17 protein-coding genes are annotated in these 19,686 nt (G+C 71.1%); 6 read left to right on the top strand and 11 right to left on the bottom strand.

Annotated elements, in window-relative coordinates; genetic code table 11:
* The first annotated feature begins 50 nt into the window (after window positions 1–50).
* Both AB0L00_RS11535 and AB0L00_RS11530 read left to right on the top strand, forming a co-directional pair.
* Window positions 51–1,223: an ROK family transcriptional regulator gene (locus AB0L00_RS11535; protein WP_364431740.1), complete on the top strand. Its 1,173-nt coding sequence runs from the start codon at window positions 51–53 to the stop codon at window positions 1,221–1,223.
* A 119-nt stretch (window positions 1,224–1,342) separates the two neighbouring features.
* A complete protein-coding gene (locus AB0L00_RS11530) occupies window positions 1,343–3,586 on the top strand; it encodes a glycoside hydrolase family 3 N-terminal domain-containing protein (RefSeq protein ID WP_364431737.1) in 2,244 nt (747 codons plus the stop codon).
* A 953-nt stretch (window positions 3,587–4,539) separates the two neighbouring features.
* Here AB0L00_RS11530 and AB0L00_RS11525 read toward each other — a convergent pair.
* Both AB0L00_RS11525 and AB0L00_RS11520 read right to left on the bottom strand, forming a co-directional pair.
* The gene (locus AB0L00_RS11525; RefSeq protein WP_364431734.1) at window positions 4,540–4,914 is read right to left on the bottom strand and encodes an erythromycin esterase family protein; all 375 of its coding nucleotides are present in this window, start codon (window positions 4,912–4,914) and stop codon (window positions 4,540–4,542) included.
* Between the two features lie 180 nt (window positions 4,915–5,094).
* The gene (locus AB0L00_RS11520) at window positions 5,095–5,535 is read right to left on the bottom strand and encodes an ATP-binding protein (RefSeq protein ID WP_364431731.1); all 441 of its coding nucleotides are present in this window, start codon (window positions 5,533–5,535) and stop codon (window positions 5,095–5,097) included.
* A 161-nt stretch (window positions 5,536–5,696) separates the two neighbouring features.
* On the opposite strand from AB0L00_RS11520, the gene AB0L00_RS11515 reads away from it, so the two are divergent.
* Window positions 5,697–6,509 carry a helix-turn-helix transcriptional regulator gene (locus AB0L00_RS11515; protein ID WP_364431728.1) on the top strand — a complete coding sequence of 271 codons (813 nt, stop codon included), beginning with the start codon at window positions 5,697–5,699 and terminating at the stop codon, window positions 6,507–6,509.
* Complete coding sequence (locus AB0L00_RS11510; protein WP_364431725.1) at window positions 6,464–6,607, top strand: DUF397 domain-containing protein; 144 nt, start codon at window positions 6,464–6,466, stop codon at window positions 6,605–6,607. Before AB0L00_RS11515 ends, AB0L00_RS11510 begins: the two co-directional genes overlap by 46 nt.
* Window positions 6,608–6,657: 50 nt before the next feature.
* On the opposite strand, the gene AB0L00_RS11505 is transcribed toward AB0L00_RS11510, so the two are convergent.
* Window positions 6,658–7,926 carry an MFS transporter gene (locus AB0L00_RS11505; RefSeq protein ID WP_364431722.1) on the bottom strand — a complete coding sequence of 423 codons (1,269 nt, stop codon included), beginning with the start codon at window positions 7,924–7,926 and terminating at the stop codon, window positions 6,658–6,660.
* A 108-nt stretch (window positions 7,927–8,034) separates the two neighbouring features.
* On the opposite strand from AB0L00_RS11505, the gene AB0L00_RS11500 reads away from it, so the two are divergent.
* Window positions 8,035–8,919 (top strand): LysR family transcriptional regulator, encoded by an 885-nt coding sequence (locus AB0L00_RS11500; protein WP_364431719.1) that lies wholly within the window; start codon window positions 8,035–8,037, stop codon window positions 8,917–8,919.
* Window positions 8,920–9,411: 492 nt separating this feature from the next.
* On the opposite strand, the gene AB0L00_RS11495 is transcribed toward AB0L00_RS11500, so the two are convergent.
* Window positions 9,412–10,083 (bottom strand): helix-turn-helix domain-containing protein, encoded by a 672-nt coding sequence (locus AB0L00_RS11495; RefSeq protein ID WP_364431716.1) that lies wholly within the window; start codon window positions 10,081–10,083, stop codon window positions 9,412–9,414.
* Between the two features lie 70 nt (window positions 10,084–10,153).
* Between AB0L00_RS11495 and AB0L00_RS11490 the strand changes: the two genes are divergently transcribed.
* Entirely contained in the window at window positions 10,154–11,116 is a 963-nt protein-coding gene (locus AB0L00_RS11490) for a zinc-dependent alcohol dehydrogenase family protein (RefSeq protein ID WP_364431713.1), read from the top strand.
* 56 nt (window positions 11,117–11,172) lie between these two features.
* On the opposite strand, the gene AB0L00_RS11485 is transcribed toward AB0L00_RS11490, so the two are convergent.
* The 7 genes from AB0L00_RS11485 to AB0L00_RS11455 all read right to left on the bottom strand — a co-directional run bounded on the left by AB0L00_RS11485 (window position 11,173) and on the right by AB0L00_RS11455 (window position 19,661).
* Complete coding sequence (locus AB0L00_RS11485) at window positions 11,173–12,447, bottom strand: glutamate-5-semialdehyde dehydrogenase (RefSeq protein ID WP_364431710.1); 1,275 nt, start codon at window positions 12,445–12,447, stop codon at window positions 11,173–11,175.
* A 26-nt stretch (window positions 12,448–12,473) separates the two neighbouring features.
* On the bottom strand, window positions 12,474–13,622 hold the full coding sequence (proB, locus tag AB0L00_RS11480; protein WP_364431707.1) for a glutamate 5-kinase: 1,149 nt from the start codon (window positions 13,620–13,622) through the stop codon (window positions 12,474–12,476).
* Window positions 13,623–13,646: 24 nt separating this feature from the next.
* On the bottom strand, window positions 13,647–15,062 hold the full coding sequence (obgE, locus tag AB0L00_RS11475) for a GTPase ObgE (RefSeq protein ID WP_364433219.1): 1,416 nt from the start codon (window positions 15,060–15,062) through the stop codon (window positions 13,647–13,649).
* A gap of 96 nt (window positions 15,063–15,158) precedes the next feature.
* A complete protein-coding gene (gene rpmA, locus AB0L00_RS11470) occupies window positions 15,159–15,416 on the bottom strand; it encodes a 50S ribosomal protein L27 (protein WP_345353726.1) in 258 nt (85 codons plus the stop codon).
* A gap of 9 nt (window positions 15,417–15,425) precedes the next feature.
* On the bottom strand, window positions 15,426–15,740 hold the full coding sequence (gene rplU / locus AB0L00_RS11465; RefSeq protein ID WP_252778779.1) for a 50S ribosomal protein L21: 315 nt from the start codon (window positions 15,738–15,740) through the stop codon (window positions 15,426–15,428).
* Window positions 15,741–15,949: 209 nt separating this feature from the next.
* Window positions 15,950–18,676, bottom strand: a complete 2,727-nt coding sequence (locus AB0L00_RS11460) for an Rne/Rng family ribonuclease (protein ID WP_364431704.1) — start codon at window positions 18,674–18,676, stop codon at window positions 15,950–15,952.
* 166 nt (window positions 18,677–18,842) lie between these two features.
* Entirely contained in the window at window positions 18,843–19,661 is an 819-nt protein-coding gene (locus tag AB0L00_RS11455; protein ID WP_364431701.1) for a TIGR03936 family radical SAM-associated protein, read from the bottom strand.
* Window positions 19,662–19,686: the final 25 nt, after the last annotated feature.

Here is a 19,686-nt window from a genome sequence, read left to right as displayed (position 1 = left end):
GGTTTCCGCGTAACCTTGGGTTCACTTCTTGAACACGCGAGAGGGACCCCATGCCGACGCCAGGCTCATCCGCGACGCCGGGATCGCAGTCGTCGCTCCGGGAGGCGAACCAGCGTCGGGTGATCCAGGCCGTGCGCGAGGCCGGAGCGCCGACCCAGGCCGAGATCGCCCGGAGCACGGGCCTGTCACGGGCGACCGTCTCCAACATCGTGCGCGAGCTGGCGGCGGGGGGCGTACTGACCACGACGCCCACGTCGGCGGGCGGCCGCCGGGCCCGCGCGGTGTCGCTGGCGCCCACCGCAGGGCTGGCCGTCGGAGTCGACTTCGGCCACTCGCACCTGCGCGTGGCGATCGGCAACCTGGCCCGCGAGGTCGTCGCCGAGCAGGCGATGCCCTTGGACGTCGGGGCCTCGGCCGCCGACGGGCTCGGGGCGGCCGAGCGCCTGATGGACGGGCTGCTGGCCACCGTCGGCGCGACGAGGGCGGACGTTCTTGGCATCGGGCTCGGCGTGCCCGGGCCGATCGACGCGGCGAGCGGCACGCTCGGGTCGAGCACGATCCTGCCGGGCTGGGCGGGCATCGAGGCGGCCGAGGAGGCCCGGCGCCGTCTCGGCCGCCCGGTCCACGTGGACAACGACGCGAACCTCGGCGCATTGGCCGAGGTCACCTGGGGAGCGGCGCGCGGCCACGCCGACGCCGCGTACATCAAGATCGCCTCCGGGGTGGGGGCGGGCATCGTGATCGGCGGCCGCGTCTACCACGGGCCGGGTGGTACGGCCGGCGAGATCGGCCACATCACGCTGAACGAGAACGGCCCGATGTGCCGGTGCGGCAACCGCGGTTGCCTGGAGACGTACGCCGGCGGCCGCTACCTCGCCGATCTGCTGCGGCCGACTCACGGCGACGGCCTGACGACGGCGCGGATCGTGGAGCTGGCGCTGGCCGGGGACGCCCCGTGCCGGCGCGCGGTCGGTGACGCCGGGCGGTACACCGGGGCGGGCGTGGCGAGCCTGTGCAACCTGCTCAATCCCCGCCTGGTCGTGGTCGGCGGCGACCTGGCGCGGGCGGGCGACCTCCTGATCGGGCCGATGGTGGAGGCCGTCCGGCGCTCGGCCGTCGCCAGCGCCGCGGCGCTCGTGTCGATCGTGCCCGGGGTGCTCGGCGACCGGTCGGAGGTCCTGGGCGCGTTGGCGCTGGTCATGAACGCTTGGGAGATCGTTTAAGTCCTGAACGCTGATGGCAGACTTCGGCCAAATTTGTGTTTAGGTCTTGATTTAAGTCCTGGGTTCGGTCTTTGATCACAGGGCTTCGTTCCTCCTGACCTCCGCCTGGAGCACGCTTCATGAGACTCCGGATCAAGGCCGCCCGCATCGGGACGGCCGTAGCGATCACCGCGTCAGGGCTGGCCCTGACCGCGACGGGCGCCAGCGCCCAGGTCCGCTACCTCGACCCGCACGCCTCCACCTCCTCCCGCGTCGCCGACCTCCTCAAGCGCATGACCACCGAGGAGAAGGTCGGCCAGCTCGCCCAGCCCGCCGTCGTCAACATGCAGGGTGACTGCCAGTGGTCGGGCGGCGCCCTCGTCGAGTCCTGCATGCAGCACGTCCTCGGCGACCTGAAGGTCGGCTCGGTGCTGTCCGGGGGTGGCGAGACCCCGGTCAACAACACCCCCAAGGACTGGGCCGACATGGTGAACGCGGTCCAGAAGTACGCGATCGACCATTCCCGGCTGCACATCCCGATCGTGTACGGCGTGGACGCCGTGCACGGGCACAACAACGTCCTCGGCGCGACCAAGTTCCCGCAGCAGATCGGGGTCGGCGCGACCTGGGACCCGCAGCTCTCCGAGGCGATGGGCGAGTCCACGGCCCGCGCCGTGAAGGCGACCGGGCCGCAGTGGGACTTCGCGCCGGTCCAGGACATCTCGCGCGACACCCGCTGGGGCCGCTACTACGAGACCTACTCCGAGGACCCCTACCTCGCCGGTGAACTCGGCGCCGCCAACGTCAAGGGCCTGGAGAAGTCCGGACAGGTCAGCGCGACGGTGAAGCACTTCGCCGGATACTCCGCGCCGTTCAACGGCCACGACCGGACCGAGTCCCACATCGACCCGCGCTACCTCCAGGACACGTTCCTGCCGTCGTACAAGGCGGCCGTGGACGCGGGAGCGGACACCGTCATGGTGAACTCCGGGTCGATCAACGGCATCCCGGCGCACGCCTCGCACTACCTGCTCACCGACCTGCTGCGCCGCCAGTGGGGGTTCAAGGGCGTGGTGGTCAGCGACTGGAACGACGTCGACGCGCTGCGCACGTCGTACCACCTGACCGACACGTACGCGGGCGCGGTGGCCATCGCGGTCAACGCCGGCGTCGACATGGGCATGCTGCCGCCCGGTGAGGTCGACGGGTTCGTCCAGGGCCTTCTGGAGGACGTGAAGACCGGCAAGGTCAGCAAGCGCCGCCTCGACGAGGCGGTCTCCCGGATCCTGACGCTGAAGTTCAAGCTCGGCCTGTTCGAGCACCCGTACGTCGACGCGTCCAAGGCCAACGCGGCCGTGCTCGGCGCGGACAAGGACCTCGCCGTCAAGGCCGCGACCGAGTCGCAGACCCTGCTGAAGAACGACGGCAACGTGCTGCCGCTCTCCACGGGCATCGGCAAGGTCGTCGTGACCGGCCCGAGCGCCGACTCGATCCCGAACCAGAACGGCGGCTGGACGATCCAGTGGCAGGGCATCCCCGCCGGTGTCAACGACCCGGGTGTCACGATCTACCAGGGCATCAAGAACGTCGTCGGTGACCACGCCAAGCTCGTGCCGAACGCCGACGACGCGGTCGACCAGACCAAGAGCGCCGACGCGGCCATCGTGGTGGTGGGCGACAAGCCCGGCGCCGAGGGCGTCAACGACCAGGAACTGCCCGAGCTGTCCGCCGACCAGCAGAACCTCGTCGACCGGCTGCAGGCCACCGGCAAGCCGGTGATCGTGGTGGTCGTCGCCGACCGGCCGCTGGTGCTCGACAACGCGGCCGACGCCAAGCAGCTGCTCATGTCCTGGCTGCCCGGCAGCGAGGGCGGCACGGCCGTGGCGAACGTCCTGTTCGGCAAGGCCAACCCGAGCGGCCGGCTGCCCGTCTCCTGGCCGAAGACCACCGGCGACGAGCCGATGTTCTACCAGCAGCTGGGCGGCACCAACAGCGGCACGAGCTCCGGCTACGACCCGCTGTTCGCCTTTGGCGCGGGCCTGTCGTACACGACGTACGCGGTGCAGGGCGTCTCGGTCTCCGGCGGCAGCACGGTGAAGGTGTCGGTGAAGGTCGCCAACACCGGCTCCCGCGACGGCGACTTCGTCGTGCCGGTCTTCGCCCAGCTGCCGGTCGGCCAGATCCTGACCCCGCCGAACCGTCTCGCCGCCTTCACCCGGGTGCCGCTCAAGGCGGGCCAGTCGACCACCGTGTCGCTGTCCTTCCCGCGCTCCCGGCTCGCGGTGACGCAGGGCGACATCAACGGCTCCAGCACCCGCGCGGTGCTCCCGGGCCAGTACAAGATCGTCGCCGGCGACAAGTCCGCCGACCTGACCATCAACTGACCGGACCAGCCACGAACCGGCCCTGACCACGAAGAGGCCGCGGGACGACCGTCCCGCGGCCTCCGCATTTCCCAACCGGCGGCGCTCACCCCATGATCGTTCACGACGAACTCGGCCGTGCCGCCCCGCTGGACGTTCCGGAACTTCGTCGTGCCCAGCACGCCTTGCCGCTGACGATCGCACCGGTGCCGAAGGAACGAGCCAGGACCATATTCCCGCCCCTCTCATCCTCGGTATTCGCCTGGACCGTCGGCGGCGACCACGCCGAGAGCGGGTGGCCGCACTCGCCGACCTCCATGTCGCCCCGATGGCCACTGCCCGGCACCGGAACGGGCACGCAGACCTTCGGCACGGTTTTCTGAGACAGGTGATTCACGACACGTTGCGACAGGTCAGTAGTGATGCACCATCAAATTCGACGGCCTGGTCCGTCACCTGTGGCTCGGCAAAGAGCACGAGCCATCACCTCAACTAAGAGGAGGACTGACGTGTCCAAGAAGAAGCACGGAGACGGGAAGAAGCCGACGTGTGGCAACTGTGGGGGGACCCACAGCCCTGGGGTCCCGTGCTCCAAGTAACTGAGGCGGCGACTACCGCGGACAGATGACTTCCAGAGCCGGTCAGCGCGCATGCTGACCGGCTCTGCTCATTTCGTTCAGCGCCGTCTACTCACGCGAGCGACTTCGGTTCTGGCGCACTTTCCATGCCCCCTTGCGACTCGCCATCGGCTGGATCGCGCTCCACGTCGCCGCTCCCGCCACGCCTCCCGGTACCCCCTGCAACCGGCCTCACGGTCACTTCGCCGTCTTGGTGGTCACGGCGCCGTCGTCGTTGACGGAGCGATGACCGGTTCGCCGGTATTGGCGGGGCAACGCCGACGTCAATGTGACCGATCGTTCCGAGGCTCCGGCCACGATCGCCCCGCGGCCTCCGTGTTACACGACCGGCGGCGTTCAGCCGACCGTACGGCTCGCCTCCCGTCGCACGTCGTCGATCACGGTAGAGGTCGAGGTGTTGAGGACGGCGTCGAACGCGTCGATGACCGGGGTGTGCAGGTAGGCGCTCTGGAGCCGGACGCGGTCGGGGCCGGCGCCTCCGGGGGCATCCGGGCGTGCCCGGCGGAGATCGGCGATGCTGAGCCCGAGGCCGGCCTCGGCGAAGGCGGCTTCGACGCTTCCCTGCTCGGGCGGCTCCAGCGCGGTGTCGTCGATGGCGAAACCGAACCTCGCCTTCTCGTCCGGGCGCATCTCGGCCGTGTGCCCGTTGACGCTCGTCAGGGCGAGGGCGAAGTACTCATCGCCCAGAGCGCCGTGCAAGCGCTGCCCCATCGGCAGACCCGTGAGGTGGCCGTCGAACGAGCTGGAAGGCGACCTGGCGGCGCTGAACCACGACAGAGCTCAAGCCCATGAGACGCCGATCAAAACTTCTCCTTTCCCTCACTCCGGCGTGATCCCTGGCCATTGCGGCTGCTACGGCGCAGTGAATGCCAGGGATCAACGGCGGTCGGCTCATTCTGGAGGGAGACGCGCCCAGACGATCTTTCCGCCGCCTTTCGCCTTCGGTATTCGCCTCGATCCCCGGCTCTGGGCGAGCCGGGAGACGATGAAGAGCCCCTTTCCGCTCGTGGAGAGGAGGAATTCGTCGCCTTCGGCGAGGGTTCTGGGTTTGGGCAGCGTCCAGGATGGGTCCCAGACCTCGATGAGCGGGCTGCCAGCGTTCCAGCAGAGCATGAGCTTGAAGAACTCCGCCGCCGGGACGTGGACGTAGGCGTTGGTGATGAATTCCGAGGCGATCAGAGTCGCGTCGTCCACCAGGTCAGGCCGCCTCATCACGAGCATGCGGTGCTCGATGAAGGTGCGGGCGATGTCGGCGGCCTGAGGCACCGGCCGGAGGGTCACGACGGTCTTCCGATCACCGCCGTCCATCACCGTCTCAATCGGGCTTGCCATCGCATCCATGACCCACCCACTCCCATCTGCCATATTTCAGGCCATTTGGTCCATTCCGCATTGTTCTTTGCCTTCCGGACTAGGCGTTGATAAGAATTCTGGACCGGCGTACGGGAGAGGCGTAATCTCTCCCGGAGAAGCTGGAGAGATTCGGGGGCACGATGACTGAGGGGATCAAGCTGGATCCGGACTCTGATCCGTGGGACAAGATTACGATCGACCTGCAGTTCCACGCCAAGAAGTCCAACATGTCCTATAAACATCTTGCGAGACTGCTCGGTCGCAGCTACTCGAATGTCTCCAACATCATGACCGGGCGCCGGAGAATCAAGGAGGAGGATGCGGAGAAGCTAGATGCCCACTGGGAGCTTGGCCAGCATTTCACCTGGCTGCTCAAGCAGGCCAGGAGGCAGGCGAACCAGGACCGCGAGTGGTTCAAGGCGTACCTGAATCATGAGGCGGCAGCGGACACGATCAAGACCTACGAAGCCCTGGCGGTGCCAGGGCTCTTCCAACTCCCCGAGTACGCCGCCGCCCTGATTAGGGCGCTAGGCACCCATGACGCCGAAGAGCAGGTGTCCAGGAGGATGGCCAGGCAGGTCATCCTCAGCAAGCGGTCGGCGCCGACCATCTGGGCGCTGATCTCCCAGAACGCGCTTGACTGGCCCGTTGGCGGACAAGAGCTCATGCGCGACCAGCTCGCACACCTCCTCGACCTGGCGCAGCGCCCCAACGTGGGCATCCGGGTGGTGCCCCGGAGCGCTGGGGCACACGCAGGATTCAGCGGGAGCTTCACCCTCCTCTTCGGAGAGACCGGAGACGTGGCGCACACCGAAGCCTCTGGAAGAGGGCGTCTTGTAGAGTCTCCATCTGAAGTTCGGGAGTATTGGGACAGATACGATCGAATCAGCCAATCAGCGTTGCCGGAATGCGCATCACTTGCAGTGATCGAGAAGCTGATGAAGGAGCTGTGATGCAGAAGCTCATCACGGATGATGGCTGGCAGAAGTCCTCCCGCAGCGGGAACGAGGGTACGAGCAACTGCGTTGAAGTCAGGCTCCAAGACATCTGATCGGTCGGACGAAAGAACCCACGACGCACGAGTCGTGGGTTCCTCGCGGTTCAGGAGGGGCGGCGGCCGAGGGCCAGGGTGAGGGCTGCCAGCAGGCAGAGGGCCGCGGCGACGGTGAAGGCCGTACCGGCCGCGAGGCCGCCCATCACCGCGACGCCCAGCGTGGCGCCGACCTGGCGGACCGCGTTCAGCAGGCCGCTCGCGACGCCGGCCGCGCCCTCCGGCGCCGCCTGCACAACGCCCGTGACCAGGGCGGGCAGGGAGAAGGAGACGCCGAAGCCGATCAGGAGCATGCCGAGCCACGGCACCGGGGTCGCGGCGAGGCAGCCGAGGGTGAGCAGGGTCAGTCCGGCCAGGACCGGCGGGCGCGGCCCGTACCGCGCGACCAGCCGGCCGGTGACCAGCGGGTTGAACGCGGTCGGCAGCGTCAGCGGCAGGAACGCCAGGCCGGTGGCCACCGGTCCCAGGTGACGCTGGAGCGACAGGGTCAGTACGAACAGGCCGCCCGACAGCGCGAAGTTGACCGCCGCGCCGGCGATCAGGCCCCGGCGCACGCCCGGCTCGGCGATCACCGCGCCGGGGACGGCCGGGGACGCGCTGCGCCGCTCCACGACGACCATGACCACGGCGAGGACGGCCGCCGCGATCGCCGAGACGATGCGCCGGTCGACGATGGCGTCGGTGAGCACGGCGAGGAAGGCGCAGGCCATCAGTTGGGCCCACCAGTCGATGTCCCGTCCGGTCGCGGGCACCCGGATGTCGCGGACGAGCAGGAGGCTGAGCAGCGCCACCGGGACGTTCACGAGGAACACCGCCCGCCAGCCGCCGACCGACACCAGCAGCCCGCCCGCGACCGGACCGGCCGCCAGCGCGCAGCCGGTGATGGCCGCCCAGGCGCCGAGGGCACGGCCGCGCTCGGCCGGAACGGGGTACAGCCGGGTGATGATCGCAAGCGAGCTCGGCAGGCACAGCGCACCCGCCGCGCCGAGCACGGCGCGCAGGACGACGAGGACGGACAGGTTCGGCGCCGCCGCGCTGAGCAGGGACACCAGCCCGAAGGCGGCGACGCCGGCGGCGAAGACCCGGTGCGCGCCGAACCGGTCCGACACCGCGCCGGCGGTCGGCAGCAGCGCGGCGAAGGTCACCGTGTAACCGGTGACCGCCCACTGCAGCCCGGCGACCCCGCCGCCGAGCGAGGCGCGCAGATCGGGCAGGGCGACGGTCAGGACGGTGGTGTCCAGCAGCACGAGGAAGTAGCCGAGCGAGAGACCGAACAGCCGGCTCGCCCGGGAGGAGATCGGAAGGGTTTGGGTGGACACGCGCGACTCCAGGAGAATGGGATGCGCCCACAGTCGCGGCACCCACCCGTTCCCCTCCACCGGCGGCGGCGAACGCCCCGTTCGGTAGAACCGAAAGGCCAGGTCAGCGTGGAGTTCCGGCAGTTGCGCACGTTCCTCGCCGTCGCCGCCGAGGGCACGGTCACCGACGCGGCGATCGCCGTGGACCTGGCGCCGTCCTCCGTCTCGGAGCAGGTACGGGCGCTGGAGCGGTCGCTCGGTGTCGCGCTGTTCGATCGGACGCCCGATGGCATGCGTCTCACGGAGGCCGGGCGGCGGATGGTGCCCTGGGCCCGGCGGCTGCTCGACCAGGCCGATCAGGCGCGCCGCGAGGTGACCGGCCGACCGCCGGTCGTACGGCTCGGGGCCCTGGAGACGCTCGCCGCCACGCTGGTCCCCGACATCGTCGAGCGGCTCTCGGCGCGCCGCCCGGACCTCGGTATCGAGGTGGCACCGCTGAACCGCCGGGACGTCCTCGCCGGCGTCGAGGCCGGCTCACTCGACGCCGGGCTGCTCCTGGACAGCGGCCCGGCGGTGGGCGGCCTCGGGTTCGACGCGCCGTCGCGGCTGGCCTTCCTCGACGTGGAGGACGTGCCGCTGGCGTTCGTCACCGCGCCCGGGACCGCCCGGGACCGCCTGCTCGTCACGCCGCCGGGCTGCTCGTTCCGCATCATCGCCGACCGGGTGCTGGGCACCGACCGCGAGCGCACGGAACTGGCCTCGGTCACCGTCATCCACGGCTGGGTGCGCCGGGGCCTCGGCGCGGCCCTGCTGCCGGAGTTCGCCGTCGCCGAGGATCTCCGCTCGGGCGCCCTCGTCGGCCATCCGGTCGTGACGCCGGACATCGCGCTGCGCCTCGTCTGGCGGGCCGACCGCGAGGACGCCGTCCGCGAACTGCTGTACGCCGCCGCCGGCGGCCTCCGCGACGCGTCGGCCCCGGCAGGAGACCTGCGGGCGGCAGCGGCGGCGAACTGATCTCCGTACCGCCGCCGCGCCGCTCGCTCGAGCGCCCGGAAAGGCCCTGTCGACGCCGGTGCGCGGGTCAGCCGGTCGTTCCGGGGGCGGGGCGGCGCGGCTGACCTGCTCCCAGGCCGCCCAGGTGCGCATCCGCCGCTGGGAGATGTCGAAGGAGGGCGAACGCGCGGCCGAGGCCGCGACTGGCTCCGGTGATGAACCAGGTGCGGGAAGAACTCGTCGCGGGGGACGCAAAGGTGCGGATCCTTCTGCTTTCGTTTCGCTCACTCCCGAATACGCCGACAGCATCGTCGAGACGGCACTGAACGGACTGCGCCCACGTCACTGAGTCTTCCAGCCCCGGTCACTGGAGGTGGCCCTTGCCGGTGACGACGTACTCGGTGGAGGTGGTCCGCGAACTCCTGTACGCCGCGGCCGGCGGCGTACGCGACATGGTGACCGGAGCCTGAGGCCTGCACGAGACGAGCACCCGACGGGCGCGGCTGAGCGGTCTCAGACGTTCTCGCGTGGCTCCGCGGGTGCCGATCGTGCCGCCGGCAGTAGCGGTGAGCCCTCCGGGAGGGCGCGGAATGCCCGGATCATGAGCGCGGCGAAGCGCCGCGAGGCCGTGACCTGAGTGGCCATCGACGTCGCACGGACGCCCCTGTTGGCCATGAGCATGAGGATCAGGTCGTCCAGTACGAAGTCGTGGCGTAGATGGCCGGTGTCCTTGGCACGGTGGGCCAGTTCGGCGATCGAGTTCAGCGCGTGTTCACGGCCCGCGGCGAAATCCATCGCGTCGGGGAAGGTCGACATGAAGGCTTCGGTGAAGCCTCGGTTACTGGCGTGCAGCTCACACAGTCTCTCGATCACGAGGCAGAAGCCGCGCCACGGATCCGGATCGGCACGCCCCTCCTCGACGATGGCATGGCACGCGCGCATCTCCTCCGTGAACACTTCGGTGACCAGCATCTGTTTGGTCGGGAAGCGGCGGTACAGGGTGGCAGGGCCGACTCCGGCGCGCCGGGCGATCTCCCGCATCGACACGTTCAGGCCTTCCGCGGCGAACAGCGCACGGGCCGCGTCGAGGACGCGTTCGCGGTTGTCCAGGGCGTCGGACCGCAGGGAGTGAGGCAAAGGGGCGGTCACCGGTCTCACTTTAGCCAACCGGACGGGGGCGTCCACTAGCGTCCGTCGCGTCCGGACGCATCGCGCCCGGAGCGGTACCGATCGAGCCCAGAACATGGAGAAGACATTGAAGGCAGTAGCGATCCAGGCATTCGGTGATCCCGAAGGCCTGGCGGTCATCGATCTCCCTGCCCCGGCTCCCGCCGACGGACAGGTACTGATCGCCGTTGAGGCGATCGGCGTCGGCGGCGTCGATGCCGTGATCCGAAGCGGTGCTCTCGCCGCCTACGGGTTCAAGGAGGGTCATGTCCCCGGCGGCGAGGTGGCGGGCACCGTGACCGCGGTCGGTGACGGCGTCGACGCGTCCTGGATCGGGCGGCGCGTGTGGGCGTTCACCGGTGTGGGCGGCGGCTACGTCGAACAGGCGATCACCCCGGTCGAGGAGATCCTTCCCCTCCCCGCGAGCCTGTCCACCGTCGACGCGGTGACGCTCGGGAGCTCTGGCGTGGTGGCCCATTTCGGCCTTTCCCACGCTCACTTCGCTCCTGGCGAGTCGGTGCTGGTGCGCGGTGCGGCGGGCAGCATCGGGATCATGACGGTCCAGCTCGCGGCTCGTCGTGGTGCCGGCGCGGTGGCGGTCACGACGAGCTCGGCCGAGCGCGGCGATCGCCTGCGCAGGCTCGGCGCGACCCACGTGCTGGATCGCTCCGGCGAGGGAGGCGAGGACGCGCCCGCGGGCTATGACGTCATCATCGACATCGTCGCCGGTGCGGACATGCCTTCCTTCTTCGCCAGGCTCAACCCGAACGGTCGCATGGTGGCCGTCGGCGCGGTCGGCGGCCAACCGCCGGCGGACTTCGGCACGAAGATGATGGCGGACTTCCAGAGGTCGCTGTCGTTCGCCACCTTCAGCGCCGCCACGGTGGCCGAAGCCGAGCGACGTGCCGTGCGAACCGTGCAGTTCGCCGCTGCGAGCCGCGGCGAACTGCACACGGTGGTGCACGAGGTGCTGCCGTTGGAGCAGGCCGTACTGGCGCACCAGAAGATGGACGCCGGCGAGGTGTTCGGCAGGATCGTGCTGACACCGTAGTCCTCGCAGCTCGCCGAAAGCCCCTTCCGCGCCGCTCGGCTGAGCGCCCTTGGCGGTCAGACGCCCTTGAGGTGGCCCTCGCCGGTGACGACGTACTTGGTGGAGGTCAGCTCGGGCAGGCCCATGGGGCCGCGGGCGTGGAGCTTCTGGGTGGAGATGCCGATCTCCGCGCCGAACCCGAACTCCTCGCCGTCGGTGAACCGCGTCGAGGCGTTGACCATGACGGCGGCGGAGTCGACGAGCGCCGTGAAGCGCCGGGCGGCGGACTGGGAGGTCGTCACGATCGCCTCGGTGTGCGCCGAGCCGTACCGCCGGATGTGCGCGACGGCGGCGTCGAGCGAGTCGACGACGGCGGCGGCGAGGTCGAGGGAGAGGTACTCGGTGCCCCAGTCCTCCTCGGTCGCCTCGACGACGGTCGCCCCCTCCCCCGCGTGCGCGCGGACCGCCGCGTCGCCGTGCACGGTGACGCCCTTCTCTCCCAGGGCCCGCAGCGCGCGCGGCAGGAACGCGTCCGCGATGTCGCGGTGCACGAGGACCGTCTCGGCGGCGTTGCACACCGACGGACGCTGCGTCTTGGCGTTGACGAGGATGTCCACGGCCATGTCCAGGTCGGCGGCCGCGTCGACGTACACGTGGCAGTTGCCGGTCCCCGTCTCGATGACCGGGACCGTCGACTCCTCGACCACCGAGTTGATCAGCGAGGCGCCGCCGCGCGGAATCAGCACGTCGACCAGGCCGCGGGCCCGCATCAGGTGCTTGACGGAGTCGCGGTCGCGGCCGGGCACGAGCTGGATCGCGTCGGCCGGCACCCCGCCCGCGACGTCGGCCAGCGCCCCGCGCATGACCTCGACCAGCGCGGTGTTGGAGTCGTACGCGGAGGAGGATCCGCGCAGCAGGACCGCGTTGCCGCTCTTGAGGGTCAGCGCGGCGGCGTCGACCGTGACGTTCGGGCGGCCCTCGTAGATGATGCCGACAACGCCGAGCGGGACCCGGACCTGCCGCAGCTCCAGCCCGTTGGGCAGCGTGTAGCCGCGGACGGACTCCCCCACCGGATCCGGCAGGGACGCGACGTGACGGACCGCGGCGGCGATCGCGGCGACCCGGTCGTCGGTCAGGCTCAGCCGGTCGATCATGTACTCGGAGGTGCCGGCCTCGCGGGCGCGGGCGACGTCGCCGGCGTTCGCCTCGACGATCTCCCCGGAGCGGGCCACGAGGGCGTCCGCGATGGCGTGCAGCGCGGCGTCCTTGACGGCGCGCGGCAGCGGGGCCAGCTCGGCGGCGGCCTGCCTGGCGCGCCGCGCCACCTCGAGAACCTGCTCCTGACTGCCCATCTGTCCTCCTCCTGGCCCGCGCGGTCTCAGTGCCGGGCGCTCGCTGCCTGCTCGCCGACCAGGACGACCAGGCCGTCCCGGTGAATGATCTCGCGTTCGTACTCCGGGCCGAGCTCCCGCGCCAGCCAGCGCGTCGACCTGCCCATCAGGTCCGGGATCTCCGCCGCGTCGTAGTTGACCAGCCCGCGCGCGACGACCCGGCCCTCGTCGTCGCACAGGTCCACGGGGTCGCCCGCGCTGAAGTCGCCCTCCACCCCGGTCACGCCGGCGGGCAGCAGCGACTTGCGGTGCCGGACCACGGCCTCGACCGCTCCCGGGTCCAGGCGCACCCGGCCCTGCCCGGTCGTCGCGTGCGCCAGCCACAGGCGCCGGGTCGACGGCTGGGCGCCGGCCGGGTGGAAGTACGTTCCGACGTTCTCGCCCGCGAGCGCGGGTCCGGCCGAGTCGGCGTTCGTCAGGACGACCGGGACGCCGGCGATGCGGGCCGCCTCCACCTTGGTGACCATGCCGCCGGTGCCGACCCGGCCCGAGCCGCCGAGGCGCACGCCGTCCAGGTCGGCGGGCTCCCGGACGTCCTGAATCCGCCGCGCGCCCGGCTCTCGCGGGTCGCCGGTGTAGAGGGCGTCCACATCGGACAGCAGGATCAGCGCGTCCGCGCGGATGAGGTGCGCGACGAGGGCGGCGAGCCGATCGTTGTCGCCGAACCGGATCTCGTCGGTGGCGACCGTGTCGTTCTCGTTGACGATCGGCACGACGCCGAAGGTGAGGAGCTGTTCGAGGGTGCGCTGGGCGTTGCGGTGATGCGAGCGGCGCATCATGTCGTCGGCGGTCAGCAGCACCTGCCCGACGCCCAGGCCGTAGCGTGCGAAGGACGCGGTGTAGCGGGCCACCAGCAGCCCCTGCCCCACGCTGGCCACCGCCTGCTGCAGCGCCAGGTCGCGGGGCCGGGAGGGCAGGCCGAGCGGGCCGAGCCCGGCGGCGATCGCACCCGAGGAGACGAACACGACCTCGCGGCCCTTCGCCGCGCCCGGCCGGCCGTCGGTGCCGCGCCAGCCGGCCAGCACGTCGACGAGCGCGTCGATCCGGGCGGCGTCGATCGACCCGTCCGGAGTGGTCAGCGAGGACGACCCCGCCTTCACCACGATCCGGCGCGCGCGCACGACCGCCTCACGCACGGCGACCCCCCCGATCCACCATCATCAGCGGCCCTCCAGGCGCAGGTCGGTGCCGCGACGGCCGAGGACGTTCTCGGAACCGGCCAGCACCTCGGGCTCCCAGTCGAAGACGATCGACTCGTCCTCGGAGCCGATGTACACCGTGGCGCCGGGCTCGGCGCCCGCCGCGGCCAGGCGCTCCTCGACGCCGAGCCGGGCGAGCCGGTCGGCGAGGTAGCCGACCGCCTCGTCGTTGCTGAAGTCGGTCTGCCGTAGCCAGCGCACCGGCTTCTCGCCGGTGACGAGGTAGGCGCCGTCGGGCATGGCGCGCACCTCGAAGTCGGCGCCGCCGACGGGCGCGGGCCGGATGACCAGCCGGGTGGGCTCCTCCACCGGCTGCGCGGCGCGGTGGGCGGCCACCATCTCGGCCATCGCGAAGCTCAGCTCGCGCAGGCCCTCGTGGGTGGCGGCGGACACCTCGAAGACCTTCAGCCCGCGCTTCTCGAACTCCGGGCGGACCAGCTCGGCCAGGTCGCGGGCGTCCGGCACGTCGACCTTGTTGAGCACGACCAGACGGAGGCGGTCCGACAGCGGCTCGTCGCCCAGGGCGTCGTACGCCGCGAGCTCCGCCTCGATCACCTCGAAGTCCGACAGCGGGTCGCGGCCCGGCTCGAGGGTCGCGCAGTCGACGACGTGGACGAGCGTGGAGGCCCGCTCGATGTGGCGCAGGAACTGCAGGCCCAGGCCCCGGCCCTGGCTGGCGCCCTCGATCAGGCCCGGCACGTCGGCGACCGTGTAGACGACCTCGCCGGCGCTGACCACGCCGAGGTTCGGGGTGAGGGTGGTGAACGGGTAGTCGGCGATCTTCGGTTTCGCCGCGGAGAGCGCCGCGATCAGCGAGGACTTGCCCGCGCTCGGGAACCCGACCAGCGCGACGTCCGCGACCGTCTTCAGCTCCAGCACGACGTCGAGCTCGTCGCCCGGCTCGCCGAGCAGGGCGAACCCGGGCGCCTTGCGCCGGGCGCTGGCCAGGGCGGCGTTGCCCAGACCGCCGTGGCCGCCCTTGGCGATGACGAACCGGGTGCCGGACCCGACGAGGTCGGCCAGGACCTCACCGTCACGGGTCTTGACGACCGTGCCGTTCGGGACGGGAAGCACGAGGTCCGTGCCGTTCGCGCCGTTCTTGTGCGACCCCTGGCCCTGCTTGCCGCCGGTCGCCTTGCGGCTGGGCCGGTGGTGGTAGTCGAGGAGGCTGGCGGCGTTGGGATCGACCTCCAGGATGACGTCGCCGCCACGTCCGCCGTTGCCGCCGTCCGGTCCGCCGAGCGGCTTGAACTTCTCCCGGTGCACGGAGGCGCAGCCGTGTCCCCCGTTGCCGGCCTGGACGTGCAGGACGACCCGGTCGATGAACTGCGCCCCTGGCGGCCCGGCGTTACCGCGCCGCGCCGGCGCCTGTGGCATCTCGTCCGGCATGTCCTCACCCTTCATCCAGAAAAAAGACGAGGGCGGGCCGATCAACGGCCCGCCCTCGTCTGAAAACCTGTCGCGTCGGCGGACCTACTCCGCCGGCGGAACGATGCTCACGGCGCGACGACCGCGGTAGCGGCCGAACTCCACCGAACCCGCGACCAGCGCGAACAGCGTGTCGTCGCCGCCGCGGCCCACGCCCGGACCCGGGTGGAAGTGGGTGCCACGCTGCCGGACGATGATCTCGCCGGCGTTCACGAGCTGGCCGCCGAAGCGCTTGACGCCGAGCCGCTGGGCGTTGGAGTCACGACCGTTACGGCTGGAGGACGCGCCCTTCTTGTGTGCCATGTCTGCGACCTACTTTCCGGCCTTGATACCGGTGACCTTGACCTGGGTGTACGGCTGACGGTGACCCATCCGCCGCTTGTACCCGGTCTTGTTCCGGTAGTGCATGATGTTGATCTTCGGGCCCTTGGTCGCACCAAGGATCTCGGCGGTGACCTCGTACTTGGCCACCTCGCCGGGCGCGCTGACGACGTTGTCGCCGTCAACGACGAGCACGGCCGGGAGCGTCACCGTCGAGCCGACCTCACCGGCCACCTTGTCGACGGTGAGCACATCGTCGACGGCCACCTTCTCCTGCCTGCCGCCGCAACGGACGATCGCGTACACCGCGGAACCTTTCCTTTGCGTGCCTCGGGCACGACTAATCGAACAAGCTCATTTCGGAAGCTGCTGCCCGCACCCACCGAAACCGGGGGCCTCAGGCGCGCTAACAACGGCGCGGGAAAGCGCCGGACACCTAGAGTACCGGATTCCCCTACCGAAGGTCGAACCGGCGGGCACCCGGCCGTCCGGAGGGGACGGCCGGGAACCGCACGTCACTCCGCGGTGGCCTCGGACCGGGCCCGCGGAGAGCGCCGCGTGCGCCGACGACGGCCGTTGGCCGAGGGCTCGGCGTCGGCGGTCTCCTGCCCGGCCTCCTCGGCCGTCTCGAGGGCCTCGGCGGGCCGTACGTCGTCGGCCGCCCCCTCGCCCGCCACCGGGCCGGACACGGCCTCCGCGGGCGCCTCGGCTCCCGCCGCCGTGACCTCGGGCTCCTCGCCCGCCTTCGTCTCGGCCTCGGCCGCGGCCTTGGCGGCGTCCGCACGGGCGGCGCGACGCTCGGCGCGCGCCAGCTTGTCCTCGACGGCCTTCTCGACCTCGCCCTTGCGCTTCTTGCGGCGACTGGGCGTCGCCGCCTTCTCCGCCTTCGGCTCGACCGGCGAGAGGGTGACGTGGATGCCCCGGCCGTTGCAGCAGTCGCACGGCTCGGAGAACGACTCCAGGAGCCCCCCGCCGACCCGCTTGCGGGTCATCTGGACGAGGCCGAGCGAGGTCACCTCGGCGACCTGGTGCTTGGTACGGTCCCGCGACAGGCACTCGAGCATCCGGCGCAGCACCAGCTCGCGGTTGCTCTCGAGCACCATGTCGATGAAGTCGACGACGATGATCCCGCCGATGTCGCGCAGCCGCAGCTGGTGCACGATCTCCTCGGCGGCCTCGAGGTTGTTGCGGGTGACCGTCTCCTCGAGGTTGCCGCCCTGCCCGGTGAACTTGCCGGTGTTGACGTCGACGACGGTCATCGCCTCGGTCCGGTCGATCACCAGCGAGCCGCCGCTGGGCAGCCAGACCTTGCGGTCGAGCGCCTTGGCCATCTGCTCGTCGATCCGGTACGAGGTGAAGACGTCCTCGTCGTCGGTCCACTTCTGCAGCCGGTCGGCCAGGTGCGGGGCGACGTAGCCGACGTACTCCTGGACCATGTCCCACGCGTCGTCGCCCTGCACGACGAGCCTGGTGAAGTCCTCGTTGAAGATGTCGCGGACCACGCGGATGGTCAGGTCCGGCTCGCCGTACAGCATCGCCGGCGCGGACGCGGTCTTGGACTGGCGCTTGATGTTCTCCCACTGGGCGGACAGGCGGGAGACGTCGCGGGACAGCTCATCCTCGGTGGCGCCCTCCGCGGCGGTGCGCACGATCACACCGGCGTTCTCGGGCATGACCTTCTTGAGGATCTGCTTGAGCCGCGAGCGCTCCTTGTCGGGCAGCTTGCGGCTGATGCCGGTCATCGAGCCGTCCGGGACGTACACCAGGTAGCGGCCGGGCAGCGAGATCTGGCTGGTCAGCCGGGCGCCCTTGTGGCCGACGGGGTCCTTCGTGACCTGCACCAGCACCGACTGGCCGGACTTCAGCGCCGACTCGATGCGGCGCGGCTGGCCCTCCAGGCCCGCGATGTCCCAGTTGACCTCGCCGGCGTACAGGACGGCGTTGCGCCCCTTGCCGACGTCGACGAACGCCGCCTCCATCGACGGCAGGACGTTCTGCACCTTCCCGAGGTAGACGTTGCCGATGTAGGACTGGTGGCTGGACCGGTCGACGTAGTGCTCGACCAGGACCTTGTCCTCCAGCACGCCGATCTGGGTGCGGTCGCCCTCCGAGCGGATCACCATGACGCGCTCGACCGACTCGCGCCGGGCCAGGAACTCCGACTCGGTCACGATCGGCGGGCGACGGCGGCCCTGCTCGCGGCCCTCGCGGCGGCGCTGCTTCTTGGCCTCCAGCCGGGTCGAGCCCTTGACGGCCTGCACCTCGTCCTCGACGACACGCGGCTCACGGACGTGGACGACCGTGTTCGGCGGGTCGTCCGGCGAGATCTCCTCGCCGTCGGCCCCGAGGCTGCGGCGACGCCGACGGCGCCGGCGGCGGGTGGAGCCGCCGTCGGCCTGCTCGTCGTCGGCCGCGTCCTGCTCCGGCTCCTCCTCGGCCTGCCCCTGCTCGGCCTCGTCCTCGGTCCGGTCGGTCTCCTCGGCCTCCTGGCCGTCACGCGCCTTGCCCCGGCCCCGGCCGCCACGACGGCGGCGCCGACGCCCGGAACGGTCCGAACCGTCCTCGTCCTCGCCCTGCTCGTCCTCCGGCTCCTCGGGGGCCGGCGGGGTCTCGACCTTCTCCTTGACGTCTGTCTTGGGCTTGGCCTTCGCCTCGGCCTTCGGCTGCGCCTCGGCGCGGGCCCGCGACCGCGGCGCCGCCTCCTCCTCGGGCAGCTGCGGCGGCTGGAAGACGACCATCGGCGGCTGGAACGCGGCCTCGGGAACGGCCGGCGGCGGCCCGGCGGGCCTGGTCGCCGCCCCGGCCGGCTCCGACGCGGCGGCCGCGAACGGCTCCGGCGCGGACTGCGACTCGGATGCGGGCTCCGGCTCGGGCGCGGTGGAGGTCTTGCGGGTCCGGCGGGTACGCGCGGGCTTGGCCGTGCCGGCGGCGCTCGGGGCCTCCTCGCCCTTCGCGCTCGCGGCGCCCTCGTCCTTGGCGCTGGGGCCGCCCTCGCTCCGCGCGCCGGTCGCCGCGTCGCTCTTCTCCGCCGGCGGCGAAGCGGCGGCCGTGGCCGGCTCCGCGGACACCGCCGACGCGGGCCTGGTCACCGGCCGCGGGCTGGTCTCCTCGTCGAACTCGGGCGGAGGGCCCGCCGGGCGGCTCGCGCGCCGCGGGCGGGTGGTCTTCTTGGGCTGTTCGTTGGTTTCGATGTTGTTGTCCCCGGTGCCGCCGGTGGCGTCACCGTAATCCTTGTCAAGCATGCGGGCTGTCTCCCGTCAGGCTCCCGGGCGCGACCCGCGAAGGGTGCGCCGCACAGGAGCTCTCCGTTTGTCGTTGTCGCCGGCATGGCCCTGGCGGGTCGTGCCGACAAAGTCATCAGGGGTGCGCCCTGCCGTCCCCGAGAATCCATGCGCCGCACGGATCCGTTTACGACTGGGCGCCGACGGCGTCCGGCGCCGTGGCTCGTACGGCGTCCGCGCTCGCGGCGGCGTCATCGCCTGCCGGTGCGGTCTGCCGGTCGGAGGCCAGCGGGTCGGTGAGCTCACCGGTGGAATCGTCGAGTGGTCCCTGCGCCAGCCGCGTCACCATGGGCGGTGACGGCGGCGCGAGGTCGGCCACCTGACGAAGGCCGGTGAGGACGTCGTCCGGTCGAACAGCGGGCGTCGTGTGCCGAACAACCATTCGAAGTATGGCACATTCGACATCCGTGTCCTGGGTGGCGCGCCGGTCGACCTCGCACGCGATTACCGCGGCGCGAGCGTCGAAACGCCGGCGTCCCTTCTTCGTGAGGCGCTCGACCTCGATCTCACCGGCCGCCATGAACGCACGGACGGCCGCGTCGGCGACGTCGGGGGCGACGCCGTCCAGGCGCACGAGCCACCGCGATGCCTCCAGGCGGTCCGCCAGAGCCCCGGCTCCCGCCTCGACGACCTCGACGACGTCGAGTCCGTCGGGCAGAACTGTGTCGAGGGCGGCCCGCACCTGGTCTGGATCGCGATGGGTGGTGAGCCCGATCTCGAGATACTCCGCCTCACTGGCCACCCCGGTTGCCGCCGCACCCGTGTAGGAGATCTTCGGGTGCGGAGAAAATCCGGCGCTGAAGGCCACCGGGATCCCGGCACGCCGTACGGCGCGTTCCACGGCCCGGGAGATGTCACGGTGGCTGGTGAACCGCATCCTGCCGCGCTTGGCGTACCGCACGCGCAGGCGTTGGGTCACGGGGGCCGGCGCCGGGCCCTCCGGCATGGGTGCCAGGGTTTCGGTCCTTCCT

Source organism: Actinoallomurus sp. NPDC052308 (assembly GCF_040679195.1).
Taxonomy (GTDB): domain Bacteria; phylum Actinomycetota; class Actinomycetes; order Streptosporangiales; family Streptosporangiaceae; genus Actinoallomurus; species Actinoallomurus liliacearum.
Note: the sequence above shows the minus strand (reverse complement) of the source record. Positions and strands in the feature narration are given on the sequence as shown.